Below are 25,766 nucleotides of genomic sequence, written 5' to 3'. Positions count from 1 at the left end.
TTCTGTGTCCGAAAATTCCTTGGTCAGTCTAGGTGGGTCAGACGCCCTGACTGACCGAGCTCATGTTGAAGTCCGGGATCCGCAGCGCGGGCATCGCGGTCCGGGTGAAGTAGTCGTTCCATTCGCGCGGCAGGGTCTTCTCGGTCCGCCCCGCCTCGCTGGCCCGGGAGAGCAGGTCCACCGGCGACTCGTTGAAGCGGAAGTTGTTGACCTCGCCCACGACCTGGCCGTCCTCCACCAGGTAGACCCCGTCCCGGGTCAGCCCGGTGAGCAGCAGCGTCGCCGGGTCCACCTCGCGGATGTACCAGAGGCAGGTCAGCAGCAGGCCCCGCTCGGTGGCCGCCACCATCTCCTCCAGGGACTTCTCGCCGCCCGCGTCCAGGATCAGGTTCCCGAAGCCCGGCGCCGTCGGCTGCCCGGTCAGGGCCGCGCTGTGCCGGGTCGTGGTCAGCCGCGCCAGCTCGCCGCCGCTGATCCACTCGGTGGGCGGCACCGGGAGGCCGTTGTCGAAGACCGAGGCGTCGTCGCCCGAGCTGTGCGCGATCACGAACGGGGCGGACTCCAGCCCCGGGGCGTTCGGGTCGCTGCGCAGCGTCAGCGGCAGCCCGGAGAGCCGCTCGCCGACCCGGGTGCCGCCGCCGGGCTTGGAGAAGACCGTCCGGCCCTCCGCCGCGTCCCGGGCCGCCGCCGACCACATCTGGTAGATCAGCAGGTCGGCCACGGCGGTCGGCGGGAGCAGGGTCTCGTACCGCCCCGCGGGCAGGTCGATCTTCCGCTCGGCCCAGCCGAGGCGTACGGCGAGCTCCGCGTCCAGCGCCGTCGGGTCGACGTCCTTGAAGTCCCGGGTGTAACGGCCGGCCCAGGCCGAGCGCGGCCGGCCATCGGCGCCCGCGGTGGACTTCGCGTTCACCTCCAGGGTGCCGTTGGGCTGGTCGTGCCGCAGCCGCAGCCCCGTCGAGGTGCCCACGTAGGTGGAGACCATCGTGTGGTGGGCGAAGCCGTACAGGGCGCGGCCGCCCGCGCGGGCCCGGGCGAAGGCCTCGCCCAGCGCCGGGGCGAAGTCCGCGAAGACCGCCGAGGAGGTCTCGGCCGGCCCGTCGGTGAAGTCCGGCGAGGTCGGGGTGCCGCTTACCAGCGGCTGGGCGTCCTCGGCCGGGCCCGCGCCACGGGCCGCCGCCTCGGCCGCCCGCACCAGCGGTTCCAGCTCGTCGGCGGTGACGGCGGAGCGCGAGACGACCCCCGAGGCCGTGCCCTCCTTGCCGTCGACCGTGGCGATGACCGTCAGGGTGCGGCCCCGGGTGACGCCGTTCGTGGTCAGGGCGTTGCCCGCCCAGCGCAGGTTCGCGCTCGATTCCTCGTCGGCGATGACGACGCAGCCGTCGGCGGTGGACAGCTCCAGCGCGCGCTCGACGATCTCGTGGGGCTTGGTACGGATCGACATCAGCGTCCGGCCTCCTGCGTGGTGTTGAGGATGTTCACGTCACGGAACAGCGCGGAGGGGCAGCCGTGCGAGACGGACGCGGCCTGGCCCGGCTGGGCCTTGCCGCAGTTGAAGGCGCCGCCCAGGACGTAGGTCTGCGGGCCGCCGACCTTCTCCATGGAGCCCCAGAAGTCGGTGGTCGTGGCCTGGTAGGCGACGTCGCGCAGCTGACCGGCCAGCTTGCCGTTCTCGATCCGGAAGAACCGCTGCCCGGTGAACTGGAAGTTGTACCGCTGCATGTCGATCGACCAGGACCGGTCGCCGACCACGTAGATCCCGCGCTCCACCCCGCCGATCAGGTCCTCGGTGGAGAGCCCGCCCGGATCCGGCTGGAGCGAGACGTTCGCCATCCGCTGCACCGGCACGTGCCCGGGGGAGTCCGCGTAGGCGCAGCCGTTGGAGCGGCCGAGCCCGGTCAGCTTCGCGATCCGCCGGTCCAGCTGGTAGCCGACCAGGGTGCCGCCCTTGACCAGGTCCCAGCTCTGCGCCGCGACGCCCTCGTCGTCGTAGCCGATCGTGGCCAGCCCGTGGGGTGCGGTGCGGTCGCCCGTCACGTTCATGATCGTGGAGCCGTAGGTCAGCTTGTTCAGCTGGTCGAAGGTGGCGAAGGAGGTTCCCGCGTACGCCGCCTCGTAGCCCAGCGCCCGGTCCAGCTCGGTGGCGTGCCCGATGGACTCGTGGATGGTGAGCCACAGGTTCGACGGGTCGACCACCAGGTCGTAGCGTCCGGCGCGCACGCTCGGCGCCCGCATCTTCTCGGCCAGCAGCTCCGGGATCTGCTCCAGCTCGGAGTCCCAGTCCCAGCCGGTGCCCGTCAGGTACTCCCAGCCGCGCCCGACGGGCGGGGCGATGGTCCGCATGGAGTCGAACTCGCCGGTCTCGCCGTCCACGGCCACCGCCGTGAGCTCCGGGTGGATCCGGACCCGCTGCTGCGTGGTGACCGTCCCGGACGTATCGGCGTAGAACTTGTTCTCGTGCACCGCGAGCAGCGAGGCGTCCACGTGCGCCACGCCCTTGGCGCGCAGCAGCCGGGCGCTGAAGTCGGCGAGCAGCGCCGCCTTCTCCTCGTCGGGGACCTCGAAGGGGTTCACCTCGTAGGCCGAGATCCAGGTGCGGTCCGCGTGCACCGGCTCGTCCGCGAGCTCCACGCGCTCGTCGGAACCGGCCGCCTTGATCACCTTGGCCGACAGCTGCGCCATGGCCACGGCCTGCGAGGCCACCTTGGCGGCGCCGTCCATCGTGAGGTCCACCCCGGAGGCGAAGCCCCAGCTGCCCCCGTGCACGACGCGGACCGCGTAGCCGAGGTCCGTGGTGTCGGATCCGCCCGACGGTTTGGCGTCCCGCTGGCGCCAGGAGGCGCTGCGGATCCGCTCCAGCCGGAAGTCGGCGTGGTCCGAGCCCAGCGCGCGGGCCCGGGCGAGGGCCGCGTCGGCCAGCGCCCGCAAGGGCAGAGCGGCGAATGCCGCGTCGATGGAATGGGGCACGGATGTCCTCCCGTGGTGTGGATCGGTCCCCTCGATCATGTCGCGCCGGGGGCCCTGGTGCCTACCGCTTTCTGTAGGGACTCGACAGAGGGCGTCCCAAGGCCCTGTCGGAGCCCGATTCTTTGGAAACCATCTGCGAGCGATAGGTTTTCAGGTATCCAGACTGCTAGCGAAAGGGTGATCCGTTGAGCCGCTCGGTTCTCGTCACCGGAGGAAACCGGGGCATCGGCCTCGCCATCGCCCGAGCCTTCGCCGAAGCCGGCGACAAGGTCGCGATCACGTACCGCTCCGGCGAGCCGCCGGAGGTCCTGGCCGAGCTGGGCGTGTTGGCGGTCCGCTGCGACATCACCGACTCGGAGCAGGTGGAGCAGGCCTACAAGGAGATCGAGGAGAAGCACGGCGCCGTCGAGGTGCTCGTGGCCAACGCGGGCATCACCAAGGACACGCTGCTGATGCGCATGTCCGAGGAGGACTTCGCCTCGGTCGTGGACACCAACCTCACCGGCACCTTCCGCGTGGTGAAGCGGTCCAACCGCGGCATGCTGCGCGCCAAGAAGGGCCGCGTCGTCCTGATCTCCTCGGTCGTCGGCCTGCTGGGTTCCGCGGGCCAGGCCAACTACGCCGCCTCCAAGGCGGCCCTGGTCGGCTTCGCCCGCTCCCTCGCCCGCGAGCTGGGCTCCCGCAACATCACCTTCAACGTGGTGGCCCCCGGCTTCGTGGACACCGACATGACGAAGGTGCTCACCGACGAGCAGCGCGCGGGCATCGTCGGACAGGTCCCCCTGGGCCGCTACGCGCAGCCCGAGGAGGTCGCGGCCGCCGTGAGCTTCCTGGCGTCCGACGCCGCCGCGTACATCACTGGAGCCGTCATTCCCGTTGACGGCGGATTGGGCATGGGTCACTGATCACCATGAGTGGAATTCTCGACGGCAAGCGCATTCTGATCACGGGTGTGCTGATGGAGTCGTCCATCGCCTTCCACACCGCGAAGCTCGCGCAGGAGCAGGGCGCCGAGGTCATCCTCACCGCCTTCCCGCGGCCGACGCTGACCGAGCGCATCGCCCGCAAGCTGCCCAAGCCCGTCAAGGTGATCGAGCTGGACGTCACCAACGAGGAGCACCTGGCCCGCCTCGCGGACCTGGTCCGCGAGGAGCTCGGCGGCCTCGACGGGGTCGTGCACTCCATCGGCTTCGCGCCGCAGGACGCCCTCGGCGGCAACTTCCTGAACACCCCCTTCGAGTCGGTCGCGACCGCGATGCACGTCTCGGCGTTCTCGCTGAAGTCGCTGACCATGGCCTGCCTGCCGCTCTTCCCGGAGGGCGAGAACGGCGGCGGCGCCGTCGTGGGCCTGACCTTCGACGCGCAGTACGCCTGGCCGCAGTACGACTGGATGGGCCCGGCCAAGGCCGCGCTGGAGGCCACCAGCCGCTACATGGCCCGCGACCTGGGCAAGCGGAACATCCGCTGCAACCTGGTCTCGGCCGGCCCGATCGGCTCGATGGCCGCGAAGTCCATCCCGGGCTTCTCGGAGCTGGCCGACGTCTGGAACCACCGCTCCCCGATGGAGTGGAACATGGCGGACCCGGAGCCCGCGGGCAAGGGCGTCGTGGCCCTGCTCTCGGACTGGTTCCCGAAGACCACCGGCGAGATCGTCCACGTGGACGGCGGCCTGCACGCGATGGGTGCCTGACCCTCCCGGTCCCACCCGCACCGCGTCCGTACGGCGGCGGCCGCGCTCCCCCTTCCGGGGAGCGCGGCCGCCGCCGTTTTTCCGTGCGGGCACCGGGTCCGAAGGTGGTTCCCGATCGGTCTTCGATCACATTTACGCCGCCCGACGGGATCTTCCCGAGTCGAAAAGGCGGACATATGCCTGCAAACTGACCACGCCGGGATCTTCCCGGAGCGCGTCGGGGAGGTGGTGCGGGAGTGCGTACCAGGCGCAGCCGGGCGGTGTCGCTGCTGGTCACCTCGATCGTCGTGACCGGCGTCCTGCTCCCGGCCACGGCCGGCTCACGCTCCGGTGCGGCCGACCCGGTCACGGCCGCGGGCGTCGGCATGGGCGCCGGTACGGGCCCCGGCACGGGCGCCGGCACGGGCTCCGGCGCGGGTTCCGGGGCCGCGGGCTCCGGCGCCGGGGGGCGGGGCGTCCCCGTGGGCCCGGCGGATCCGGTGGGCCCGGCGGCCCGTGCGGCGGCGCCGGACACGGCCACCGTCAGCGTCGCGGACCTGCCCGTGGAACCCCCGGCGCGCCCCGCGCGCGGCGCGCCCCAGGAGCTGTTCGGCGCCGACTGCTCCACCCGCATCGAGGGGTCCCAGGTCAAGGCCTACTGCCACAACCGCTTCACGGAGACCGACCTGGTCCGGCTGCACGTCGAGTGCGACCGCTGGTGGGACGTGGACGGGGACGGCGCCCCGCTCGCCCTCGGCCCGGCCGGCCGGGCCGAGCTGAGCGGCCGGTGCTGGAAGGAAGTCCGCTCGGCCTGGGTCAGCCACCAGCGGCCGTAGTCACCGGCAGCCGTGGCACCCGGGGGTCGTGGTCACCGGCGACCCAGGCAGACGAACGGGTAGCCGGCCGCCTCCGACGCCGCCGTGTCCGCGTCCCCGCGCCGGATCGCCTCGATCAGCCGCGCGTGGTCCACGTGCAGTTCGGGCGCCAGGACGGCGCCGACGTCCCCGCGCAGCCAGTCCGCCACCAGGTCGCCCAGGTCGGCGTACAGCTCGATCAGCACCTCGTTGTGCGAGGCCGTCACCACCGCCATGTGCAGGCTCACGTCCGCCGCCACGAAGAGCTCCGTGCCCCCGCTCTCCCAGGCCGCCTCCCGGCGCGCCAGCAGCGCGTCCAGCTGGACCAGGTCGCGCTCGGTGCGCCGCTCCGCCGCCAGTCGGGCCGCCGAGGACTCCAGGGTCGAGCGCAGCTCCGCGATGTCCCGCGGGTCGGCCCCCGCGAAGCGCCGGTGCATGACCCCGGCCAGCTCGCTCGTCGCGATGACGTACGTCCCCGAACCCTGGCGGATGTCGAGCAGCCCGTTGTGCGCGAGCGCCCGTACGGCCTCGCGCACCGTGTTGCGCGCCACCCCCATGAGCTCGACCAGCTCCGGCTCGGTGGGGATGCGGGACCCCACCGGCCACTCGCCGGAGGTGATCTGGTTGCGCAGCTGGGCGATCACCTGGTCGACGAGCGCCGAGCGGCGGGGGGACGTCAGCGGCATGGAGCCCTCTTCGGAGATCGGTGGAACCGGTGGCCGGGAGACTACTGGCCGGGCTCCGGGGGTGGACAACCAATCATCCCATGATTCTATGATGGTTCAATGTCCGACGAAGAAATCCAGACCTTGAACCGGCCCACGGCCGCGCGAACGGCATCCGAGCCGCTCGCCCCGACGGCGGCGGAGCCCGCCGTCGCCCCCGCTCCCACCTGGCTCGGCCCGGTGCTCCTCGTCGGAATCGTGCTGGCCGCCCTCAACCTGCGGCCCGCCATCACCAGCCTCGGCGCCCTCTTCGAGGAGACCCGCACCGGCCTCGGCATGAGCGGTACGGTCGCCGGACTCATCACCTCCGTCCCCGCCCTCTGCTTCGCCGTCTTCGGCGTCACCGCGCCCCGGCTCTCCCGCCGCTTCGGCCCGGCCGCCGTCGTCTGCGCGGGCATGGTCGCCGTCGCGACCGGCCTGCTGATCCGGCCCTTCGCCGACAGCGCCGCCGGCTTCCTGGCCGCCAGCGCGCTCTCCCTCGCGGGCATCGCGCTCACGAACGTGCTGCTGCCCGTCATCGTGAAGCGGTACTTCCCGGACCGGGTCGCCGCGATGACCGGCCTGTACTCCATGGCCCTGGCCGCCGGCACCTCGCTGGCCGCCGCCGCGACCGTCCCGATGACCGAAGCGCTCGGTGGCAGTTGGCGCGGCGGACTGATGGTCTGGGCCCTGCTCGCGGTCCTCGCCGTACTGCCCTGGCTGGCCATCGCCCTGGCCGCCCGCCGGGAGAAGCGGGCGCTACGGGCCGCCGCGGCGAGCGCCACCACCCCGGCGCCCCGGCCCGACCACGGCCCGGGCGTCCTGCGCAGCCGCACCGCCTGGGCGCTGGGCTGCTACTTCGGCCTCCAGGCCACCAGCGCCTACGTCACGATGGGCTGGCTCCCGCAGATCTTCCGCGACGCCGGGGTCTCCGCCGCCACCTCGGGCGTCCTGCTCGCCGTCACCATGGCCCTCGGCGTACCGTTGGCCTTCGTCATCCCGCGCCTGGCCGGCCGGATGAGGAACCAGGGGCCCATCGCCGTCACCCTCTGCTTCTTCGGCCTCGCCGGATACCTGGGGCTCTACCTCGCCCCCGCCGCCGGAGCCTGGGCCTGGGCCCTGCTGCTCGGCGTCTCCAACTGCGCGTTCCCGCTCGTCATCACGATGATCGGACTGCGCGCCAAGTCCCCGGCCGGAGTCGTCAAGCTCTCCGCCTTCGCCCAGAGCACCGGCTACCTGATCTCCATCCCCGGACCGCTCCTCATCGGCACCCTCTACCAGCACAGCGGCGGCTGGGACCTGCCCCTCGCGCTGATGGCCTGCCTCACCGTGCCGCAGCTCGTGCTCGGCATCCTCGCGGGTCGGGACCGGACGATCGAGGACGAATGCGGCGTGCGAGACTGATCGGCATGCCAGTCCTCGAACCGAACCCCCAGAACGGCCACAAGAAGCTCGGCGTCGTGCTCGGCGCGATGCTCGGCGTGACCGTGATCATCGCCATCATCGCGAGCATCGCCTCCCGCTGAGGCCCCACCGGGCCGGAACCCCGGAGGGTGGTGGGGTTATCCCCACCACCCCCTAGGGGGTCAGGGTCAGGGTGAAGTGGGGTGTGCCCCGGATGGGCAGCGCACCGTCGGATCCATAGATTCGAAGGCAGCGAGCCACTCCCGGCCGAACACCCCAGCACCCCGGAGGCGGTCATGTCGGCCCCCCTGCACACCCGTCCCGTCCGTCCCGTCCGACACCGCGCCGGCGGGGTCGCGGACGCACGGCTGCACTGGTGGGTGTTGGCCCTGCCCGCGCTCGCCTTCGGGCTGCTCCTGCTGCTGCTCGCCGGATCCGGCGAGGCCCAGGCCGCGCCGGTCCACACGTCACCGCTCGCCCAGGTCACCCAGCAGATCCTGCGCGTCGTCGGCTGACGGCCCGTACCCGGCCCGTCACGGCCCGCTCCCGGCCCGCCCGGCAAGGGTGCCCTCCCCGCAGGAGTGAAGCGCCCAACACCCTGCGCCCCGTGGCTCATTTCATGCGAAGCTGGGAGCCATGAGCGCCGAATCACCCCGCAGGATCGTCCTCCTCCGGCACGCCAAGGCCGAGTGGTCGGACGGAACCGACCACGACCGTCCGCTGGCCGAGCGCGGCCGCGTCGACGCACCCGCCGTCGGCCTGAAGCTGGCCGAGACCGGCATCGCCTTCGACCTGGCCCTCTGTTCCACCGCGGCCCGGACCCGCGAGACCTGGAAGCTCGCCGTCCACGCACTGCCACACCGGCCGAAGACCCTCTACGAGGACCGCCTGTACGAGGCCTCCCTCGGCGAGCTCATCGCCCTGCTCAACGAGACCCCCGACGAGGTGACCGACCTCCTCGTCATCGGGCACAACCCCGGCATGCACGCCCTCGCCGACGGCCTCACCGGCCGCTCCGAAGGCGACACCCGCACCCGGATGGCCCGAAGCGGCTTCCCGACCTCCGCCCTGGCCGTGGTCTCCTTCACCGGCCCCTGGAAGTCCCTGGAACTGGGCGTCGGCACGCTGCTGGACTTCTGGACCCCCAAGGACCACTGACCCGGCCTCCCCCACGACGGCGACGGGCCCCGGCACACTGCCGGGGCCCGTCGCCGTCGTAGGGGAGCGGAGCGCGCGTACGGACGCCACTACGCGAGGTCGGCGGCCTCGACCTCTTCCCGGGTGATCCCGAGCAGGTACAGCACGGCGTCGAGGAACGGCACGTTCACGGCGGTGTGCGCGGCCTCGCGGACCACCGGCTTGGCACAGAAGGCCACGCCCAGCCCGGCCGCGTTCAGCATGTCCAGGTCGTTCGCGCCGTCGCCGATGGCCACGGTCTGGGCCAGCGGCACCCCGGCCTCCGCGGCGAAGCGCCGCAGCAGCCGCGCCTTGCCCGCGCGGTCCACGATCTCGCCCGTGACCCGGCCGGTCAGCTTGCCGTCCTCGACCTCCAGCGTGTTGGCCGCGGCGAAGTCCAGGCCGAGCCGCTCGCGCAGGTCGTCGGTCACCTGGGTGAACCCGCCGGAGACCACGCCCACCTGGTAGCCCAGCCGCTTCAGCGTGCGGATCAGGGTCCGGGCGCCCGGGGTCAGCCGGACCTCCGCGCGGACCTTGTCCACGACCGAGACGTCCAGGCCCGCCAGCAGCGCCACGCGTGCGTGCAGCGACTGCTCGAAGTCCAGCTCACCGCGCATCGCCTGCTCGGTGACGGCGGCGACCTTGTCCTCGCAGCCCGCGTGCGCGGCGAAGAGCTCGATCACCTCGTCCTGGATGAGGGTCGAGTCCACGTCCATGACGACCAGCCGCTGCGCCCGACGGTGCAGACCGGCCGATACGACGGCCACGTCCACCCCGATGTGCTTGGCGGCCAGGGCCAGCGAGGTGCGCAATGGCTCCGTCTCGGTGCCGGAGACGGCGAATTCGACGGCGGTGACGGGGTACTTGGCCAGGCGGAAGATACGGTCGATGTTGCCGCCGGTCGCCGTGATCCGGGCGGCGATGGCCGCCGTGGACTCGGAGGTCAGCGGATTGCCCAGCACGGTGACGTGGGAACGACCGCTACCGCGCGGCCGGTTGTCGCCCGTACCGGAGATGATCTCGGCCTGCAGCTTGAGCGACTCGGCCCAGCTGTGCACGGTGGCGCGCAGCTCGCCCTCACCGCCCACCTCGGGCCGGGTGACGAGGGCGCACAGGACGATGCGGCCACGGGTGACGACCTGCTCGATGTCGACGACGTCGACGGAGTAGGCGGCGAGGGTGTCGAACAGCCCGGCGGTGATCCCGGGACGGTCCTTGCCGAAGATCTTGACGAGGAGGGTGGGGACGTCGGAGGTCTGCGAAGCGCTCATGGTGACCTCACCGTATCTTCCCCGGTCCCGTAGGTGATCCCCCGTCCCGCCCAGCGGACGCCGTGCCGCTCAGCGCGACGGATCGGGCGGCGGCCCCGGCGGCGGCGGAGGCGTGAACGGCCGCCGCACCGGCCGCCCCCGCCCAGGCACCCCCGCCACCGTCTCGTCCGCAGCACGCCCCACCCCCGGCCCCGCCCCCCGCCCGGACCCTTGCCCCGCGCCCTGGCCCGCGCTTTGGCCCGATCCTTGGCCCGGTCCCTGGTCCGGAGCCCGGTCCGGGCTCCTGCCCGGGGGGTCCCGGTACGGGTTGGGTCGGTCGGGCGCCGGATCAGGGGACGCGGGAGCCCGGTAGGGGCCGTAGTCGCGGTAGTGGCCATACACGCCCGCACCCCCGACACCGGCCGGCCCGATTCCAGCCCCGCCCGGGGGCACCTCCCAGCGGTAGCTGGGGGAGTTTGAGGCGGAGCCGAAGGCCCCACGACCCGCACCGCTCCCGGGCACCGCGCCGCCGGCACCGGCACCGGAGGGCCCGATTCCAGCCCCGCCCGGGGGCACCTCCCAGCGGTAGCTGGGGGAGTTTGAGGCGCCGCCGGAGGCCCCACGACCCGCACCGGCCCCCGCCACCCCGGCCCCCGCCACAGCACCGGCCCCCGCGGGCACGACCAGCACCGCCCCCGCCCCGCCCGCCACCGTCCCCCACACCCCGCCCAGCACCACGGCGAGCAGCACGTCCCCCCGCAGCTCCACCCCGGCCCCCACCGCGTCCACCCCCACCACCGCCAACGAAGCGTTCGCCGACAACCCCGTCAGCCACGCCAGCACCCCCAGCGCCACCCCGGTCACCGCCCCCAGCCGCACCGCGCACCCCACCACCCCGCGCCCGGGAGTCCGTACGGCCGCCAGCGTCCCCGCGTACAGCAGCAGCAGCGCCACGCCCACCACCAGCAGCCACACCCGCTGGTCGTACTCCGCCAGCCGCCCCACCGTCACCGCCCGGGACCCCGTTCCCGAGCCCGCCCCCGGGACCCCGAACAACCGGTCCACCGGATCCGGCAGCAGCCGCGCCGCGTCCCCGGTGACCCGCCCGTCGAAGGGCACGAAGAGCCCCAGCAGCACCCCGACCCAGGCCCCGTTCGGCGCCCCCAGCAGCGCCGCCCCCAGCACCCGACCCGGATGCGCGTCCCCGGCCGCCGCCCACACCGCGGCGCCCAGCCCGGCCACCACCGCCACCAGCAGCATCGCCAGCACCGCCGACACCGCGGGCCGCAGCCGGGCGAGGACCGCCGGCCCGCGCCGCGAAGACAGCAGCGCCACCGCGAGCACCCCGCACACCCACACCGCCGCGCCCAGCAGGGTCGGCCCGGTCTCCACGGCGAAGCCCACCCGGGCCCGGGCCCCGATCAGGTCCCCGATCCGGTCGGGCAGCAGCCCGCCGACGTCCCCGATCCCCGGGATCACCACCTTGGCCGGGGTCCGCGGCAGCAACGCCCCGTCCAGGGTGACCACATCGTGGCCGAACCAACCGAGCGCACCCGCCGTCGCGACGAGGAGGGCCGCCACCAGGGCGGCCCGCGCGCCGAGTTCGGCGGGGCCCGCGCCCACCCGCAGCGAGCGCAGGAAGAAGAAGCCGAGCACCAGCGCCCCGGCCAGGGCCACCCCCAACGGCATGACGTCCAGGCCGGTCCGCGCCCCCGCCCCGGCCACGCCGAAGACCGACACGTCCCCGGTCGGGGTGACCGAACCGCCCATCGCCAGCACCACCACGGCGGCCGTCATCGCCCCGAGGGAGCCGCCCGCCGCGTCCGCGCCGAGCAGGTGCAGCCCGAGCGCGGCGACCCCGGCCATCACGATCAGGGACCAACCGACGGCGGCCACGGCGGACAGGACCGCCTCGCCCCAGCGCATCCGGTGCATGGGCGGACCCCCGATTCCCGTCCCCTATGTGGGCTCTTACCACTCTCGGGCTGATTTCCGACCCCGTCAACGGGCCTCCGTAGGGCTGCGCGACGGCCGCGTAGACGGATTCGGCGCAGCCCGGATTCCCCTTGTGGCCCCGGGCCTGAAATAGTTCCCCCGGATGTTCGCCATCCCTAGACTCCCTGACGTCAGGGGGATCCTCGGGGGACAAAAAGTGGGGCTGGAGTGCCGGAACACGTACTGGAATTGAATGGCAGGACCTGGACGCTCGATCCGTCCAGGTCGTACTCCCTGGGGCGCGACCCCCAGGGTGACGTGGCGATCGATGACGCCAGGGTGTCGTGGCGCCATGCCACCATCAGCTGGAACGGGCGGGGTTGGGGGATCGAGGACCACGGCAGCACCAACGGCACCTACGTGCACGGTGCCCGGGTCCAGCAGACCGAGTTGGTACCCGGAACGCCGGTGCACCTCGGCAACGCGCAGGACGGGCCGCGGCTGAATCTGACCGTCGCCGCGGTGGCGGCCGCCCCGCAGTCGGCCGCCGCCCAGCAGGCGCCGGCCCAGCAGCAGGCGTGGCAGCAGGCCGCCCCGCAGCAGGCGGCCCCGCAGTACCAGCAGCCGCAGCAGCAGGCGGCCCCGCAGTACCAGCCGCCGCAGCAGCCGCACGTCCCGCAACAGCAGGGCGCCCCGCAGCAGCAGCCCGGCGGCCAGGGCTACAGCGACCGCAGCCCGACCACGTTCCACCACCTGGAACTGGGCCACGTCATGCGCATCGGCCGCGCGCTGGAGAACGAGCTGGTCGTCTCCGACCTCCAGGTCTCCCGTCTGCACGCGGAGTTCCGCTCGATGCCGGGCGGCCGCTTCGAGATCCACGACCTCGGCAGCCACAACGGCACCTACGTCAACGGCCAGCCGCTGGCGAAGTCCGGCACGGCGCTGCTCGGTCCCAACGACATCGTCGGCGTCGGCCACTCCACCTTCCGGATCGTCGGCGACCGCCTCGAAGAGTTCGTCGACACCGGTGACGTCTCCTTCTCGGCCCGCCACCTCACGGTCACGGTCGAAGGCGGCAAGCAGATCCTCAAGGACGTCACCTTCGGCGTCCCGGAGAAGTCGCTGATCGGTGTCATCGGTCCCTCCGGCTCCGGCAAGTCCACCCTGCTCAAGGCGCTCACCGGCTACCGGCCCGCCGACCAGGGCGACGTGCTCTACGACAACCGCAACCTGTACAAGCAGTTCGCGGAGCTCCGCCAGCGCATCGGCCTGGTCCCGCAGGACGACATCCTGCACAAGGAGCTGAAGGTCAGCACGGCCCTCAAGTACGCGGCCAAGCTCCGCTTCCCCGGCGACACCGCCGAGTCCGAGCGCGCCGCCCGCATCAACGAGGTACTGCGCGAGCTCAAGCTCGACATCCACAAGGACAAGAAGATCACTTCGCTGTCCGGTGGTCAGCGCAAGCGCGTGTCCGTGGCCCTGGAGCTGCTGACCAAGCCGTCCCTGATCTTCTTGGACGAGCCCACCTCCGGCCTCGACCCGGGCATGGACCGCGACGTCATGCAGCTGCTGCGCGGCCTCGCCGACGACGGCCGCACCGTCCTCGTCGTCACCCACTCGGTCGCCGAGCTGGCCATCTGCGACAAGCTGCTGGTCATGGCGCCGGGCGGCTCGGTCGCGTACTTCGGCCCGCCGGACGAGGCGCTGAACTTCTTCGGCTACACCACCTGGGCCGACGTGTTCTCCGCCTTCGAGAACTACCGCGACTACGACTGGGCCGGCCGCTGGAAGGGCTCGCAGCACTTCCAGCTCTACGCCGCCGACATCGACGCCGTCGCCCCGCAGTCGGTCGCGATGCCGCCCGCGCAGCAGATGCGCCCGCCCAAGCCGCAGGGCTACGGCTCGCAGCTGTGGACGCTGATCCGCCGCTACACCTCGGTCATCGCCTCGGACAAGGGCTTCATCGGCCTGATGCTGATCCTGCCCGCGGTCCTGGGCGTGGTCTCCACGGTCATCCCGGCCACCTTCGGCCTGGCGCCCCCGACCCCGCCGTCGAACTTCAACGGCGACGCGGGCACGATCATGCTGATCCTCTGTGTCGGCATGTGCTTCTCGGGCGCCGCGAACTCGGTCCGTGAGCTGATCAAGGAACGGGTGATCTACGAGCGCGAGCGCGCCACCGGCCTGTCCCGGTCGGCGTACCTGATGTCCAAGGTGATCGTCCTCGGCGTCATCACGGCCATCCAGGGCGTCGTCATCTGCGCGATCGGCTTCATCCCGCGCGACCTGCCCACCGAGGGCCTGCTCATGCCGCCGGCCGTCGAGCTGTGCCTGTCCGTCACGGCGCTGGGCTTCACCTCGATGATGTTCGGCCTGGTGATCTCCTCGCTGGTGAAGACCGCCGAGAAGACCATGCCGCTGCTGGTCATGTTCGCGATCGTCCAGGTCGTGTTCACCGGCATCCTCTTCAAGGTCTACGACTCCGTGGGCCTGGAGCAGGTCGCCTGGCTGATGCCCTCCCGCTGGGCCATCGCGGCCGCCGGCACCACGCTGAACCTCGGCAAGCTCATGCCGCCGTGGGACCGCGACAACCCCACCAACACCGACCCGCTGTGGGAGCACTCGATCGGCCAGTGGGGCCTGAACATCACCATCCTGCTGCTCATCGGCATCGCCTGCGGCTTCGCGGTGGCGCGCCTGCTGCGCCGCCACGAGCCCGAGGTCATGCGCAAGTAACCTCCCGCGCGCGAACGGACCCGCACGCACGAACGCCACAGGGCGGCACCCGGAACTCCGGGGGCCGCCCTGTGGCGCATGGGGGCTTGGGGTGACGTCAATGGCCGAGCATGGCTCAGTAGGCGCTGTTGACGTTGTCGATCGAGCCGTAACGGTCGGCGGCGTAGTTGGCCGCGGCGACGATGTTGGCGACCGGGTGGTACTGGTCGAGCGGGGTGCCGGCCACGTGGTACGCCAGGAAGGTCGGGCGGATGACCTGGAGCAGACCCATCGAGGGGATGCCGTTCTTGGCGTTGATGTCCCAGTTGTTGATCGCGCGCGGGTTGCCGCTGGACTCGCGCATGATGTTCTTGTAGAGCCCGTTGTACGAGCCCGGAATCTTGTTCGCCTTCATGATCGCGAGCGACTCCTTGATCCATCCGTCAAGGTTGTTCGCGTACATCGGCTTGCGCGCTGCGGAGCGGCTCGCGGCTTCCTTGTCCGCGCGCTCCTTCTTCGCGTCGGCGTCGGCCTTGGCCTTCGCCGCGTCCTTGGCCTGCTTGTCCGCGACGACCTGCTGCGCGGTGAGGTGCTGCTGCAGGGTCTTCGCCTGAGCGCCGTCCACGGCCTGGGTCCACGCCACGGGGGCGGCGACGACCGTCTCGGTGGCCCCGCTGGTTCCGGCCGGAACGAGGGAGAACGCGAGGGCCGCGGCGCCGAGGGTGGCGACACCGGCGATGGACAGCTTGTGGCCCTTGGTCAGACGACTGTGGCCGGGGGTGCTGGTCTCGGACATGCGTGAGCAACCTCTTCGAATAGCGGGGGCCGCAGGAAAGCGCCACGGCGGTGTTGATCCGCGGCGCTGTGCGACGAGAGCCATTCTTAGCGGCGGCAAAATCCTGTGGCAAAGGTGTGACATACGAAGCGCGATAGTGGATCAGGGCCCTCCGGTGCGACCCTCCGTCCGACCCCAGAGCCCATCCCACCAGCCCTGACAGGACCTTTATCCGTCCACTAGGCAGCTTCGTAAGTGATCTGCGTCCTATGTGCGGGCTCACATCGGGCAGGTATCAGTCTCACCATGCGTTGCGTCAGCAATGCATAGCGTGAGGCTTCTCCTCCTTGAGTCGGACACCGGGGACCCACAGCCTCCTGCGAAAGGCAGACCGGCCCCCTGCCGGCGCCCTCCTCCGGACGTACGGCGCCCCGCCCCCCGGTCGGACCGGCACCCACCCGCGGACCTACGTCCTGGGACGACCGGCCCTAGTTCTCGGGCCCGATTCCGCAGGTCACGGCCGCGAGTACGGTGACCCCATGCGCAACGGACCCGACGGAACCCGCACCGGGCTGGCCGCGGTGAGCACCGCACTGCTCGCCATGAGCCGACACCTGGAGGTCCGCGACGTACTCAAGACGATCGTCGTCTCGGCCCGCGAACTCCTCGACGCCGAGTACGCCGCCCTCGGCGTCCCGGACGACCACGGCGGCTTCGCCCAGTTCGTCGTGGACGGCATCAGCGAGGAGCAGTGGCGCCGCATCGGCCCGCTGCCCCGCCAGCACGGCATCCTCGCGGCGATGCTCCACCAGGACACCCCCGAGCGGCTGGCCGACGTGCGCCGGGACCCGCGCTTCGGTGGCTGGCCCGCCGCCCACCCCGACATGTCCGACTTCCTCGGCCTGCCGATCCGCGACGGCGAGGAGACCCTCGGCGCCCTCTTCCTCGCCAACAAGCGCGGCGGTCGCCCCCACGGGCGCCCCGCGGAAGAAGGGGAAGAAGGGGCCGGGCGCGGCTTCACGGAAGAGGACGAGTCCCTCCTCGGCATCCTCGCCCAGCACGCGGCCATCGCCCTGACCAACGCCCGCCTCTACGAACGCAGCCGCGAGCTGACCATCGCCGAGGAACGCTCCCGGCTCGCCCACGAGCTGCACGACGCCGTCAGCCAGAAGCTCTTCTCGCTGCGCCTCACCGCCCAGGCCGCCACCGCCCTGGTGGACCGCGACCCCGCCCGGGCCAAGGAGGAGCTGCACCAGGTCGCCGCCCTCGCCGCGGAGGCCGCCGACGAGCTGCGGGCCGCCGTCGTGGAGCTGCGCCCCACCGCCCTCGACGAGGACGGCCTCGTCGCGACCCTGCGCAACCAGGTCAAGGTCCTGGACCGCGCCCACGGCGCCCACGTCACCTTCCTCTGCGACGGCGTGCGCGCCCTGCCCGCCTCCCAGGAGGAGGCGCTCCTGCGGGTCTCCCAGGAGGCCCTCCACAACGCCCTGCGCCACTCCGGCGCCGACCGGGTCGCCGTCACCCTGACCCGTACCCCCGGCGGCGGCGCGCTGCTGAAGGTCGTCGACTCCGGCACCGGCTTCGACCCCCGGGCCGTCCACAAGGCCGGCCGCCACCTCGGCCTGGTCTCCATGCGGGACCGGGCGAGCGGCGCCGGCGGCCGCCTCACCGTCCAATCGGCGCCCGGTGCGGGCACCACGATCGAAATGGAGGTCCCCGGTGGCTGACACGCCGGCCCGTACGGCTCGTACGGCCCCTATCAAGGTGCTGCTCGTCGACGACCACCAGGTGGTCCGGCGCGGCCTGCGCACGTTCCTGGAGGTACAGGACGACATCGAGGTGGTCGGGGAGGCCGCCGACGGCGCGGAGGGAGCCGCCCGGGCCGAGGAGCTGCGGCCCGACGTGATCCTCATGGACATCAAGATGCCCGGCACCGACGGCCTCGACGCCCTGCGCCGGCTGCGCGAGCTGGCGAACCCCGCCCGGGTCCTGATCGTCACCAGCTTCACCGAGCAGCGCACCGTGGTCCCCGCCCTGCGCGCGGGCGCCGCCGGATACGTCTACAAGGACATCGACCCCGAGGCGCTGGCCGGAGCCATCCGCTCCGTCCACGCGGGGCACGTCCTGCTCCAGCCGGAGGTCGCCGAGGCGCTGCTCTCCCAGGACGAGCAGGGCCCGACCCCGGGCCGCGGCGGATCCCTGACCGAACGGGAGCGCGAGGTCCTCGGCCACATCGCGGACGGCCGCTCGAACCGGGAGATCGCGCGGGCCCTCGTCCTCTCCGAGAAGACGGTCAAGACGCACGTCTCGAACATCCTGATGAAGCTGGACCTCGCCGACCGCACGCAGGCGGCGTTGTGGGCGGTCAGGCACGGCATCGCCGATTGACCGGCCGGATCCGACCGTCCCGTTCCCGGACTGAGATTCATACGGTCGGGTGTATGTAGCCCACATGGCGCATCCCGATCGCCCACGGGCCGTTCTCCAGGACGTGCCGCGGCGGCTCGCCGCGGCCGACGTACTGGAGGACGAGAACGTGAAGAACATCAAGAAGGCCGCAGCCGTCACCATGATCGCGGGTGGCCTCGTCGCCGTCGGCGCCGGTGTCTCCTCGGCGCACGGCGGTGCGTCCGCGGAGGGCGAGGCCCTGAACTCGCCCGGCGTGGCCTCCGGGAACCTGCTCCAGGTCCCCGTGCACGTCCCCGTGAACGCGGTCGGCAACACGGTCAACGTGATCGGCCTGCTGAACGGCGCCTTCGGCAACACCGGCGTCAACAACTAACGCCCCCGCGTACCGCGGCCCCCCCTTCCCCCTCTCTCCCCGGGAAGCGGGGGCCCCGGCACGTCCGGACCGCCGGGGCTACCCGCGCTCCCGTTCCTCCACGTACGCGTTGTACGCCGCCACCTGGGCCCGCCGGGCCACCCGCTCCACCGGCCGCAGGGCCTCCGCGCGCGCGGCCATCTCCGACGCGGCCACCGCCCCGCCGTGCCCCCGCTCGTAGGCCAGGGACACCAGCAGGGCGATCCGCTGCGCCAGCGACAGCACCCGCACCGCCCGCGGCGGATAGCCCGGGGCCAGCACCTCCCGGCCCGCCTCCGCCCGCGCCCGGTACGCCGACATCGCCGCCTCGGCCACCGGCCCCGAGGCCGCCACGTCCAGCCGGGTCAGTACGACCGTCGCCTCCCGCAGTGCCTCCGCCAGCTCCCGCTCCGCCTCGCCCAGCGAGGGCACGTCCGCGGGCGGGGCCTCCCGTACCGGCAGGCAGTGCCACACCACCTCGACGTGCACGTCGCCCGCGGGCCCGGCCTCCGTCACCTCCGGTACGAGCCCCAGCGCCGCCCCGACGGCGACCACGGCCTCCTCGGCCTCCAGCGCCCGCGCGTTGAACTCCGGCGGGCCGCTCAGGCCCAGCGGATGCCCCGGCGCGGGCAGCGCCACGCGCAGGCCGGTGACCCCCATGGCCCGCAGCCGCCCGAGCGCGAGCGTCAGCCCGACCGGCCCGCCCTCGCCCGGCAGCCCCGCCACCCGGTGCACGGCATCCGCAGCGACGATCGACAAGACGGCGTCGTCGGGCGAGACGAGGCCGGCCAACAACGAGTTCCCCCAGGCGGCCAGCCGCCCTGAACGTGGTTCCACAAGCATCCCCCCACCTTAGTAACCCGCCCCCGGAACCCGCCCCGCTCGGCCTGGCGACCGCGGTCCCCTCCGAGTGGCGTAGGTTTTCCCCTGGGGCTGCGCCTACAGGCGCACAAGAGAACCGACACTGCAAGGGGAGACAACACGCTCATGAGCGACGTTCTGGAACTGGTGGACGTATCCGTGGTCCGCGAGGGCCGCGCTCTGGTGGACCAGGTCTCCTGGTCGGTCATGGAGGGGGAGCGCTGGGCGATCCTCGGCCCCAACGGCGCCGGGAAGACGACCCTGCTCAATGTCGCCTCCAGCTACCTCTTCCCGAGCAGCGGCAGCGCCACCATCCTCGGCAGCACCCTCGGCAAGGTCAACGTCTTCGACCTGCGCCCGCGCATCGGCATCGCCGGCATCGCGATGGCCGACAAGCTCCCCAAGCGCCAGACCGTCCTGGAGACCGTGCTCACCGCCGCCTACGGCATGACCGCGACCTGGCAGGAGGAGTACGAGGACATCGACGAGCAGCGTGCCCGCGCCTTCCTCGACCGCCTCGGGATGACGGACTACCTCGACCGGAAGTTCGGCACCCTCTCCGAGGGCGAGCGCAAGCGCACCCTGATCGCCCGCGCGCTGATGACCGACCCCGAGCTGCTGCTCCTCGACGAGCCCGCCGCCGGCCTGGACCTCGGTGGCCGCGAGGACCTCGTACGCCGCCTCGGCCGCCTCGCGCGCGACCCGCTGGCCCCCTCCATGATCATGGTCACGCACCACGTCGAGGAGATCGCCCCCGGCTTCACGCACGTCCTCATGATCCGACAGGGCAAGGTCGTCGCCGCCGGTCCCATCGACCTCGAACTGACCTCCCGCAACCTCTCCCTCTGCTTCGGTCTGCCGCTGCTCGTCGAGCGCAACGAGAACGACCGCTGGACCGCCCAGGGCCTGCCGCTCCGCTGAGCCCACGCCCGCGCACCCTGTCCGGACCGCGCCCCCCGGACCTACCATGACCATGTGACCAACATCGACGCATGGGTGTGGTGGCTCATCGGCGCGGTCGGGCTGGGGATCCCCCTGGTCGTCACCGCGATGCCGGAGTTCGGCATGTTCGCGGTCGGCGCGATCGCCGCGGCGATCACGGCCGCACTCGGCGGGGGAGTGCCCGTACAACTCCTGGTCTTCGTCATCGTCTCGGTGGCGCTGATCGCCGTGGTCCGCCCGATCGCCAACAGGCACCGCGACCAACGCCCCCAACACCGCAGCGGCATCGATGCGTTGAGGGGCAGGAGCGCCGTCGTCACGGAACGGGTCGACGGCAGCGGCGGCCGGATCAAGCTCGCCGGGGAGATCTGGTCCGCCCGCACCCTGGACGCGGACAGCAGTTTCGAACCCGGGCAGCAGGTCGACGTCGTGGAGATCGACGGGGCGACCGCCGTCGTCATGTGACGTCATGTGACCAAGCACCCGACTCGTGGGCCCCCGGTCTGCGAGACTCCGCTCAACGGGGCAGCACAGACAGCCGGAAGGGCACGGGGAACCGCATGCAACCGATCATCATCGTCCTGATCATTCTGGTGATCCTCGTCTTCATCGCACTGGTCAAGACGATCCAGGTGATCCCGCAAGCCAGTGCGGCCATCGTCGAACGGTTCGGGCGCTACACCCGCACCCTCAACGCGGGCCTGAACATCGTCGTCCCGTTCATCGACTCGATCCGCAACAGGATCGACCTCCGCGAACAGGTCGTCCCCTTCCCGCCGCAGCCGGTGATCACCCAGGACAACCTGGTCGTCAACATCGACACGGTCATCTACTACCAGGTGACCGACGCCCGCGCCGCGACGTACGAGGTGGCCAGCTACATCCAGGCCATCGAGCAGCTCACCGTCACCACCCTGCGCAACATCATCGGCGGCATGGACCTGGAGCGGACCCTCACCTCCCGCGAGGAGATCAACGCGGCCCTGCGCGGCGTGCTCGACGAGGCCACCGGCAAGTGGGGCATCCGCGTCAACCGCGTCGAGCTGAAGGCGATCGAGCCGCCGACCTCCATCCAGGACTCGATGGAGAAGCAGATGCGCGCCGACCGCGACAAGCGCGCCGCGATCCTCCAGGCCGAAGGTGTCCGCCAGTCCGAGATCCTGCGCGCCGAGGGCGAGAAGCAGTCCTCGATCCTGCGCGCGGAAGGTGACGCCAAGGCCGCCGCACTCCGCGCCGAGGGCGAGGCCCAGGCGATCCGTACGGTCTTCGAGTCCATCCACGCCGGTGACCCGGACCAGAAGCTCCTGGCCTACCAGTACCTCCAGATGCTCCCGAAGATCGCCGAGGGCGACGCCAACAAGCTCTGGATCGTCCCCAGCGAGCTCGGCGACGCCCTCAAGGGGCTCAGCGGAGCCATCGGCAACTTCGGCCCCATGGGCGGCGGTTCCAACGGCCTGCACCGCAAGGACGAGCAGCCGGCCGCCCCGGACCGCCGCGAACAGCCCCCGATCGACTAGGACTCACCCTCCCTCGGGCATGATCGGTCCGGCCCCTCGACCTTCACGGCGGGGAGGCGACCCACTCATGCAAGGGGGATGGCGTTGTCCATCTGGGAAGCACTCGCGGTCTTCGCGGCCGGCATCGGCGCCGGCACGATCAACACCATCGTCGGTTCGGGCACCCTGATCACCTTCCCGGTGCTCCTGGCCACCGGCCTGTCACCGGTCACCGCCAACGTCTCCAACACGCTCGGCCTGGTGCCCGGTTCGATCAGCGGAGCCATCGGCTACCGCAAGGAGCTCAAGGGACAGGGCGCTCGGATCCTGCGCCTCGGCGCCGTGTCCCTCGTCGGCGGGCTCGCGGGAGCCGTCCTGCTCCTGAACCTGCCGTCCGACTCCTTCGACACGATCGTGCCCGTCCTGATCGGACTGGCCCTCGTCCTGGTCGTCCTCCAGCCGCGGATCGCCGCGTCCGTGCGCCGACGCCAGGAAGCCGCCGGTGGCGAGGGAACGCACCCCGACGGCGGTCCGGTCCTGTTGACCGGAATGCTGCTCTCCAGCGCCTACGGCGGCTACTTCGGGGCCGCCCAGGGCGTGCTCTACCTCGGCCTGATGGGCTCGCTGCTCCGCGAGGACATGCAGCGGGTCAATGCCGTCAAGAACATCGTCGCGGCGTTGGTCAACGGCATCGCGGCGGTGTTCTTCCTCTTCGTCGCCGAATTCGACTGGACGGCCGTCCTGCTCATCGCGGTCGGCTCCACGCTCGGCGGACAGATCGGCGCCAAGGTCGGCCGCAGGCTCCCGCCGACCGCCCTGCGGGCCCTCATCGTCGTGGTCGGGCTCGTGGCCATCGTCCAGCTACTGCTCCGCTGAGCGACGTAGGAAATCTACGCATCGAGACGTAGATCCTGCGTACGCCCAGCGGGCAGCGGACGTCATCCGGCTACGCGATCCGCTCCAACCACTCGGGCAGCTCCTCCCGGATGCCCGCCCCCATGGCCAGCAGCATCGCGTCCGCCGGAGAGGGCACGAAGGGCTTGCGGAGCAACGGCATCCCCGCCTCCTCCGGAGTCCGGGCCGCTTTGCGGTGGTTGTCCATGGCGCAGGAAGCCACCGTGTTCAACCAGGTGTCGCCACCACCCTGAGCCCTCGGCACCACGTGGTCCACGGTGGTCGCACGCTTCCCGCAGTAAGCGCACCGGTGCTGGTCACGCGCCAGCACACCCCGCCGTGACCAGGGAGCATGTCTTCGGAAGGGCACCCTGACGTACCTGCACAGCCGGATCACCCGGGGCATCGGAAGGTCCATCGTGGCGCCGCGCACACGGAGTTCGGGATGCGACTGTTCGACGACGGCCTTGTCCTGAAGGACCAGGACCACCGCCCGGTTCAGCGTCACCGTCGACAGCGGCTCGAAGCTCGCATTCAGCACCAGCGTGTCCCGCATCTCGCCCACCTCCCGTGTGCAGGCCCGCGACCACCCTGGCGACGGGGCCCGGGACCACTCTGGCCGCGCCCGCCACCGGGGACAACGCAATAAAAATGCCCGGTCCTGGCCGTCTTTAGACCAGGACCGGGCAAACGCTCGGAGAACTCAGCCCGCCGGGGCCTCGAACTCACCGACCAGCTGGGCACGCCCCAGCGTGTGGAAGCGCAGGTTGAACCCGACCACGGCGGGCGAGACGTCCGCGTCCGGACCCAGCTTCTCGGTGTCCACCGCGTACACGGTGAACACGTACCGGTGCCGCTCCCCGGCCGGCGGCGCCGCCCCGCCGAAATCACGGGTGCCGTAGTCGTTGCGCACGTGCACGGCCCCGGCCGGCAGCCCCGGGAAGGAACCGCTGCCCGCCCCGACCGGCAGCTCGGTGACCGACGCCGGCAGATCGAAGAGCACCCAGTGCCAGAAACCGCTGCCCGTCGGAGCGTCCGGGTCGAAGCAGGTCACCGCGAAGCTCTTCGTCCCCTCCGGGAACCCCTCCCACCGCAGCTGCGGCGAGAGGTTCCCGCCCGCCAGCACCTGCGCGTCGCCCAGGTCCGCCCCCGGCGCGAGATCGCGGCTCTCGACGGTGAAGGCGTGCACCTCGGGGTGGAAGGCGTGCGGAAGGGGCGCTCTGCTCTGGTCGGACACTGCTCAACCTCCGTTGACGGAACCCGTACGTCGTCGTACGGAAAAGAGCCTAGAACCAGTTGCGCTGCGAACCGACGGAAGCGATCCACTGGTTGAGGTAACCCGCCCAGTCCGTCCCCTGGTAGGACTGCAGCCCGACCTGGAAGCAGCGGTAGGTGTCACTGCCCTCGGAGAACAGACCCGGCTTCTTGTCCATCTCCAGCACGACGTCCATCTCGTGGCCGTCGGCGACGAAGGTCAGCTCGACCTGGTTCAGCCCCCGGTACTGAGACGGCGGCAGGAACTCGATCTCCTGGTAGAACGGCAACGTCTGCCGGGTCCCCCGGATGTGCCCGCGCTCCATGTCCGCGCTGCGGAAACGGAAGCCGAGCTGCCCGAAGGCGTCCAGCAGCGCCTGCTGCGCCGGCAGCGGGTGCACGTTGATCGGGTCCAGGTCACCCGCGTCGACCGCCCGCGCGATCTCCAGCTCGGTGCTCACCCCGATGTTCATCCCGTGCAGGTGCTGACCCCCGAAGTGGGTCACCGGGGTCTCCCACGGAACCTCCAGGCTGAACGGCACCACGTGCAGCGCGCCCGCCTGCACCTGGAAGGCACCCCCGAGCCGCTGCTTGGTGAAGACGATGTCCTGCTTCAGCTCCTGGTCGCCGCTCTCCACCTCGACCCGTGCCTGGAGGCCGATGTTCAGCCCCTCGATCTGCTGCTCCACGGACCCGCCCTGGATGCGGACCTCGCCCTGGACGATCCCACCGGGCACCACGTTCGGCTCGGTGATGATCGTGTCCACCGAAGCACCACCGGCACCCAGGCTTGCGAGCAGCTTCCTGAACCCCATGTTCCTGACTCCCCTTGAAGACGTGCACTGCACGGACGAACCCCTACGAACGCGAAACCCTAAGGCCCGGTTACCGCGGCAGGCGTTCCACTACGCTCGACCGGATGAGCGCGCGCCCCGACCGTACGCCCCTGACCCGGGCATTCTTCGACCGCCCGGCCCTCACCGTGGCCCCGGACCTGCTGGGCCGCACCCTGGTCCGCCGAGCCCCCGAAGGGCCGATGGAACTGCGCATCACGGAGGTGGAGGCGTACGAGGGGGAGGACGACCCGGGCTCCCACGCCTACCGCGGCCGCACCGCGCGCAACGCGTCGATGTTCGGTCCGCCCGGACACGCGTACGTCTACTTCATCTACGGCATGTGGTTCAGCCTCAACCTGGTGTGCGGGCCGGCGGACCGCGCGAGCGGTGTGCTGCTCCGGGCCGGAGAGGTCACCGTGGGCGCCGAGCTGGCCCGCAAACGTCGACTATCGGCCAAAGCCGACAAGGAACTGGCCAAAGGCCCGGCCCGGCTCGCGACCGCCCTGGCCGTCGACCGCTCCTTGGACGGCGTCGACCTCTGCGCGGGCGGCACCGCCCCCCTGTCCGTCCTCGCGGGCACGCCCGCGGATTCCGACCTGGTCAGTACGGGCCCCCGCACCGGAGTGGGCGGCGCGGGGGCGGAGCATCCGTACCGGTTCTGGATCACCAGGGACCCCACGGTGAGCCCGTACCGAGCCCATGCGCCACGCCGCCGCTCAACTTGACTCACTCCTGGCCGACGCCTAACGTAGCCCGAGCCGCTTGAAACGGAGCACTGCTTCTGCAGCCCTCCGGAGGCGGCCAACCCACTACTGCGATCACCCTGACGGGGATGAATTCGGCATGCCCGAATTCAAACCGGCGGCTCGATTATGAGCCACCAGGGAAAACCGCTAACGTAGTGGACATGCCGAAAGGCAGGACCCCCAACGGTCACCGAATTCGAATTCAACTCCGGCAAACGGAGCGGGAAAAGAATCTGGTAGAGTTGGAATCGCCGGAAAGGGAAACGCGAAAGCGAAGAACTGGAAAGCGAAAAGCAAGATCCCGTTTCGACCGGGAATCGGACACGAAAGAGTCTGATAGAGTCGGAAACGAAGAACGAAGCCCGGAGGAAAGCCCCAGTAGTGATACTGCGGGTGAGTACAAAGGAAGCGTCCGTTCCTTGAGAACTCAACAGCGTGCCAAAAATCAACGCCAGAAGTTGATACCCCGTCCATTTCGGTGGATGAGGTTC

The 25,766-nt window shown here is 71.4% G+C and carries 26 protein-coding genes; 16 read left to right on the top strand and 10 right to left on the bottom strand.

Annotation, left to right across the window (positions count from 1 at the left end):
* Positions 1-37: 37 nt before the first annotated feature.
* Both ACIBEA_RS08555 and ACIBEA_RS08550 read right to left on the bottom strand, forming a co-directional pair.
* Positions 38-1,441, bottom strand: coding sequence for a metallopeptidase TldD-related protein (locus ACIBEA_RS08555; protein ID WP_399259103.1), 1,404 nt, complete (start codon positions 1,439-1,441; stop codon positions 38-40).
* Positions 1,441-3,003: a TldD/PmbA family protein gene (locus ACIBEA_RS08550; protein WP_399259102.1), complete on the bottom strand. Its 1,563-nt coding sequence runs from the start codon at positions 3,001-3,003 to the stop codon at positions 1,441-1,443. Before ACIBEA_RS08550 ends, ACIBEA_RS08555 begins: the two co-directional genes overlap by 1 nt.
* 146 nt (positions 3,004-3,149) lie before the next feature.
* On the opposite strand from ACIBEA_RS08550, the gene fabG reads away from it, so the two are divergent.
* The 3 genes from fabG (at position 3,150) to ACIBEA_RS08535 (ending at position 5,469) form a co-directional block, all read left to right on the top strand.
* Positions 3,150-3,869, top strand: a complete 720-nt coding sequence (fabG, locus tag ACIBEA_RS08545) for a 3-oxoacyl-[acyl-carrier-protein] reductase (RefSeq protein ID WP_354382283.1) — start codon at positions 3,150-3,152, stop codon at positions 3,867-3,869.
* A gap of 5 nt (positions 3,870-3,874) precedes the next feature.
* Positions 3,875-4,654 (top strand): enoyl-ACP reductase FabI, encoded by a 780-nt coding sequence (gene fabI / locus ACIBEA_RS08540; RefSeq protein ID WP_399259101.1) that lies wholly within the window; start codon positions 3,875-3,877, stop codon positions 4,652-4,654.
* Positions 4,655-4,890: 236 nt separating this feature from the next.
* Positions 4,891-5,469 (top strand): hypothetical protein, encoded by a 579-nt coding sequence (locus ACIBEA_RS08535; RefSeq protein WP_399259100.1) that lies wholly within the window; start codon positions 4,891-4,893, stop codon positions 5,467-5,469.
* Between the two features lie 32 nt (positions 5,470-5,501).
* On the opposite strand, the gene ACIBEA_RS08530 is transcribed toward ACIBEA_RS08535, so the two are convergent.
* Complete coding sequence (locus tag ACIBEA_RS08530; RefSeq protein ID WP_399259099.1) at positions 5,502-6,173, bottom strand: FadR/GntR family transcriptional regulator; 672 nt, start codon at positions 6,171-6,173, stop codon at positions 5,502-5,504.
* Between the two features lie 99 nt (positions 6,174-6,272).
* Between ACIBEA_RS08530 and ACIBEA_RS08525 the strand changes: the two genes are divergently transcribed.
* The 4 genes from ACIBEA_RS08525 (at position 6,273) to ACIBEA_RS08510 (ending at position 8,753) form a co-directional block, all read left to right on the top strand.
* Positions 6,273-7,595 carry a CynX/NimT family MFS transporter gene (locus ACIBEA_RS08525; RefSeq protein WP_399259098.1) on the top strand — a complete coding sequence of 441 codons (1,323 nt, stop codon included), beginning with the start codon at positions 6,273-6,275 and terminating at the stop codon, positions 7,593-7,595.
* A 5-nt stretch (positions 7,596-7,600) separates the two neighbouring features.
* The gene (locus ACIBEA_RS08520; protein WP_283451924.1) at positions 7,601-7,717 is read left to right on the top strand and encodes an SGM_5486 family transporter-associated protein; all 117 of its coding nucleotides are present in this window, start codon (positions 7,601-7,603) and stop codon (positions 7,715-7,717) included.
* A gap of 174 nt (positions 7,718-7,891) precedes the next feature.
* On the top strand, positions 7,892-8,110 hold the full coding sequence (locus tag ACIBEA_RS08515) for a hypothetical protein (RefSeq protein WP_399259097.1): 219 nt from the start codon (positions 7,892-7,894) through the stop codon (positions 8,108-8,110).
* Positions 8,111-8,231: 121 nt separating this feature from the next.
* The gene (locus ACIBEA_RS08510; RefSeq protein ID WP_399259096.1) at positions 8,232-8,753 is read left to right on the top strand and encodes a SixA phosphatase family protein; all 522 of its coding nucleotides are present in this window, start codon (positions 8,232-8,234) and stop codon (positions 8,751-8,753) included.
* 89 nt (positions 8,754-8,842) lie between these two features.
* On the opposite strand, the gene serB is transcribed toward ACIBEA_RS08510, so the two are convergent.
* Both serB and ACIBEA_RS08500 read right to left on the bottom strand, forming a co-directional pair.
* Entirely contained in the window at positions 8,843-10,042 is a 1,200-nt protein-coding gene (gene serB, locus ACIBEA_RS08505; RefSeq protein ID WP_399259095.1) for a phosphoserine phosphatase SerB, read from the bottom strand.
* A 69-nt stretch (positions 10,043-10,111) separates the two neighbouring features.
* On the bottom strand, positions 10,112-11,956 hold the full coding sequence (locus ACIBEA_RS08500) for a streptophobe family protein (protein ID WP_399259094.1): 1,845 nt from the start codon (positions 11,954-11,956) through the stop codon (positions 10,112-10,114).
* A 249-nt stretch (positions 11,957-12,205) separates the two neighbouring features.
* Between ACIBEA_RS08500 and ACIBEA_RS08495 the strand changes: the two genes are divergently transcribed.
* Positions 12,206-14,692, top strand: coding sequence for an FHA domain-containing protein (locus ACIBEA_RS08495; RefSeq protein ID WP_399259520.1), 2,487 nt, complete (start codon positions 12,206-12,208; stop codon positions 14,690-14,692).
* A gap of 115 nt (positions 14,693-14,807) precedes the next feature.
* Here ACIBEA_RS08495 and ACIBEA_RS08490 read toward each other — a convergent pair whose 3' ends face one another.
* Positions 14,808-15,467 (bottom strand): transglycosylase SLT domain-containing protein, encoded by a 660-nt coding sequence (locus tag ACIBEA_RS08490; RefSeq protein WP_399259093.1) that lies wholly within the window; start codon positions 15,465-15,467, stop codon positions 14,808-14,810.
* 518 nt (positions 15,468-15,985) lie between these two features.
* Here ACIBEA_RS08490 and ACIBEA_RS08485 point away from each other — a divergent pair.
* The 3 genes from ACIBEA_RS08485 to ACIBEA_RS08475 all read left to right on the top strand — a co-directional run bounded on the left by ACIBEA_RS08485 (position 15,986) and on the right by ACIBEA_RS08475 (position 18,228).
* The gene (locus ACIBEA_RS08485) at positions 15,986-17,173 is read left to right on the top strand and encodes a histidine kinase (protein WP_399259092.1); all 1,188 of its coding nucleotides are present in this window, start codon (positions 15,986-15,988) and stop codon (positions 17,171-17,173) included.
* The gene (locus tag ACIBEA_RS08480) at positions 17,166-17,834 is read left to right on the top strand and encodes a response regulator (protein WP_399259091.1); all 669 of its coding nucleotides are present in this window, start codon (positions 17,166-17,168) and stop codon (positions 17,832-17,834) included. The genes ACIBEA_RS08485 and ACIBEA_RS08480 overlap by 8 nt, the downstream gene beginning before the upstream one ends.
* A 148-nt stretch (positions 17,835-17,982) precedes the next feature.
* The gene (locus ACIBEA_RS08475; RefSeq protein WP_354382313.1) at positions 17,983-18,228 is read left to right on the top strand and encodes a chaplin; all 246 of its coding nucleotides are present in this window, start codon (positions 17,983-17,985) and stop codon (positions 18,226-18,228) included.
* Between the two features lie 78 nt (positions 18,229-18,306).
* On the opposite strand, the gene ACIBEA_RS08470 is transcribed toward ACIBEA_RS08475, so the two are convergent.
* The gene (locus ACIBEA_RS08470; protein ID WP_399259090.1) at positions 18,307-19,089 is read right to left on the bottom strand and encodes a hypothetical protein; all 783 of its coding nucleotides are present in this window, start codon (positions 19,087-19,089) and stop codon (positions 18,307-18,309) included.
* A 144-nt stretch (positions 19,090-19,233) separates the two neighbouring features.
* Here ACIBEA_RS08470 and ACIBEA_RS08465 point away from each other — a divergent pair, with 144 nt between their 5' ends.
* The 4 genes from ACIBEA_RS08465 to ACIBEA_RS08450 all read left to right on the top strand — a co-directional run bounded on the left by ACIBEA_RS08465 (position 19,234) and on the right by ACIBEA_RS08450 (position 22,421).
* Positions 19,234-20,028 carry an ABC transporter ATP-binding protein gene (locus ACIBEA_RS08465; RefSeq protein WP_399259089.1) on the top strand — a complete coding sequence of 265 codons (795 nt, stop codon included), beginning with the start codon at positions 19,234-19,236 and terminating at the stop codon, positions 20,026-20,028.
* A gap of 54 nt (positions 20,029-20,082) precedes the next feature.
* Positions 20,083-20,514: an NfeD family protein gene (locus tag ACIBEA_RS08460; protein WP_399259088.1), complete on the top strand. Its 432-nt coding sequence runs from the start codon at positions 20,083-20,085 to the stop codon at positions 20,512-20,514.
* Positions 20,515-20,609: 95 nt separating this feature from the next.
* Positions 20,610-21,566: an SPFH domain-containing protein gene (locus ACIBEA_RS08455; protein ID WP_399259087.1), complete on the top strand. Its 957-nt coding sequence runs from the start codon at positions 20,610-20,612 to the stop codon at positions 21,564-21,566.
* 78 nt (positions 21,567-21,644) lie between these two features.
* Positions 21,645-22,421, top strand: coding sequence for a sulfite exporter TauE/SafE family protein (locus ACIBEA_RS08450; RefSeq protein ID WP_399259086.1), 777 nt, complete (start codon positions 21,645-21,647; stop codon positions 22,419-22,421).
* A gap of 70 nt (positions 22,422-22,491) precedes the next feature.
* Here ACIBEA_RS08450 and ACIBEA_RS08445 read toward each other — a convergent pair whose 3' ends face one another.
* The 3 genes from ACIBEA_RS08445 to ACIBEA_RS08435 form a co-directional block, all read right to left on the bottom strand.
* Positions 22,492-22,995, bottom strand: coding sequence for an HNH endonuclease (locus tag ACIBEA_RS08445; protein ID WP_399259085.1), 504 nt, complete (start codon positions 22,993-22,995; stop codon positions 22,492-22,494).
* 147 nt (positions 22,996-23,142) lie between these two features.
* Complete coding sequence (locus ACIBEA_RS08440; protein ID WP_385787534.1) at positions 23,143-23,676, bottom strand: YbhB/YbcL family Raf kinase inhibitor-like protein; 534 nt, start codon at positions 23,674-23,676, stop codon at positions 23,143-23,145.
* 49 nt (positions 23,677-23,725) lie between these two features.
* The gene (locus ACIBEA_RS08435; protein WP_399259084.1) at positions 23,726-24,508 is read right to left on the bottom strand and encodes a sporulation protein; all 783 of its coding nucleotides are present in this window, start codon (positions 24,506-24,508) and stop codon (positions 23,726-23,728) included.
* A 104-nt stretch (positions 24,509-24,612) separates the two neighbouring features.
* Between ACIBEA_RS08435 and ACIBEA_RS08430 the strand changes: the two genes are divergently transcribed.
* Entirely contained in the window at positions 24,613-25,254 is a 642-nt protein-coding gene (locus ACIBEA_RS08430; protein ID WP_399259083.1) for a DNA-3-methyladenine glycosylase, read from the top strand.
* Positions 25,255-25,766: the final 512 nt, after the last annotated feature.

It is taken from the genome of Streptomyces sp. NPDC051555 (assembly GCF_044454405.1).
In the GTDB taxonomy this organism is placed as follows: Bacteria; Actinomycetota; Actinomycetes; order Streptomycetales; family Streptomycetaceae; genus Streptomyces.
This window is presented reverse-complemented; position numbering and strand designations above follow the sequence as displayed.

Excerpts from the sequence above, each read along its gene's own strand:
- ACIBEA_RS08555 (WP_399259103.1), bottom strand. The coding sequence starts at position 1,441 with ATGTCGATCCGTACCAAGCCCCACGAGATCGTCGAGCGCGCGCTGGAG.
- ACIBEA_RS08550 (WP_399259102.1), bottom strand. The coding sequence starts at position 3,003 with ATGATCGAGGGGACCGATCCACACCACGGGAGGACATCCGTGCCCCAT.
- fabI (WP_399259101.1), top strand. The coding sequence starts at position 3,875 with ATGAGTGGAATTCTCGACGGCAAGCGCATTCTGATCACGGGTGTGCTG.
- ACIBEA_RS08530 (WP_399259099.1), bottom strand. The coding sequence starts at position 6,173 with ATGCCGCTGACGTCCCCCCGCCGCTCGGCGCTCGTCGACCAGGTGATC.
- ACIBEA_RS08525 (WP_399259098.1), top strand. The coding sequence starts at position 6,273 with ATGTCCGACGAAGAAATCCAGACCTTGAACCGGCCCACGGCCGCGCGA.
- ACIBEA_RS08520 (WP_283451924.1), top strand. The coding sequence starts at position 7,601 with ATGCCAGTCCTCGAACCGAACCCCCAGAACGGCCACAAGAAGCTCGGC.
- ACIBEA_RS08515 (WP_399259097.1), top strand. The coding sequence starts at position 7,892 with ATGTCGGCCCCCCTGCACACCCGTCCCGTCCGTCCCGTCCGACACCGC.
- ACIBEA_RS08510 (WP_399259096.1), top strand. The coding sequence starts at position 8,232 with ATGAGCGCCGAATCACCCCGCAGGATCGTCCTCCTCCGGCACGCCAAG.
- serB (WP_399259095.1), bottom strand. The coding sequence starts at position 10,042 with ATGAGCGCTTCGCAGACCTCCGACGTCCCCACCCTCCTCGTCAAGATC.
- ACIBEA_RS08500 (WP_399259094.1), bottom strand. The coding sequence starts at position 11,956 with ATGCACCGGATGCGCTGGGGCGAGGCGGTCCTGTCCGCCGTGGCCGCC.
- ACIBEA_RS08490 (WP_399259093.1), bottom strand. The coding sequence starts at position 15,467 with ATGTCCGAGACCAGCACCCCCGGCCACAGTCGTCTGACCAAGGGCCAC.
- ACIBEA_RS08485 (WP_399259092.1), top strand. The coding sequence starts at position 15,986 with ATGCGCAACGGACCCGACGGAACCCGCACCGGGCTGGCCGCGGTGAGC.
- ACIBEA_RS08470 (WP_399259090.1), bottom strand. The coding sequence starts at position 19,089 with ATGCTTGTGGAACCACGTTCAGGGCGGCTGGCCGCCTGGGGGAACTCG.
- ACIBEA_RS08465 (WP_399259089.1), top strand. The coding sequence starts at position 19,234 with ATGAGCGACGTTCTGGAACTGGTGGACGTATCCGTGGTCCGCGAGGGC.
- ACIBEA_RS08455 (WP_399259087.1), top strand. The coding sequence starts at position 20,610 with ATGCAACCGATCATCATCGTCCTGATCATTCTGGTGATCCTCGTCTTC.
- ACIBEA_RS08450 (WP_399259086.1), top strand. The coding sequence starts at position 21,645 with ATGGCGTTGTCCATCTGGGAAGCACTCGCGGTCTTCGCGGCCGGCATC.
- ACIBEA_RS08445 (WP_399259085.1), bottom strand. The coding sequence starts at position 22,995 with ATGCGGGACACGCTGGTGCTGAATGCGAGCTTCGAGCCGCTGTCGACG.
- ACIBEA_RS08435 (WP_399259084.1), bottom strand. The coding sequence starts at position 24,508 with ATGGGGTTCAGGAAGCTGCTCGCAAGCCTGGGTGCCGGTGGTGCTTCG.
- ACIBEA_RS08430 (WP_399259083.1), top strand. The coding sequence starts at position 24,613 with ATGAGCGCGCGCCCCGACCGTACGCCCCTGACCCGGGCATTCTTCGAC.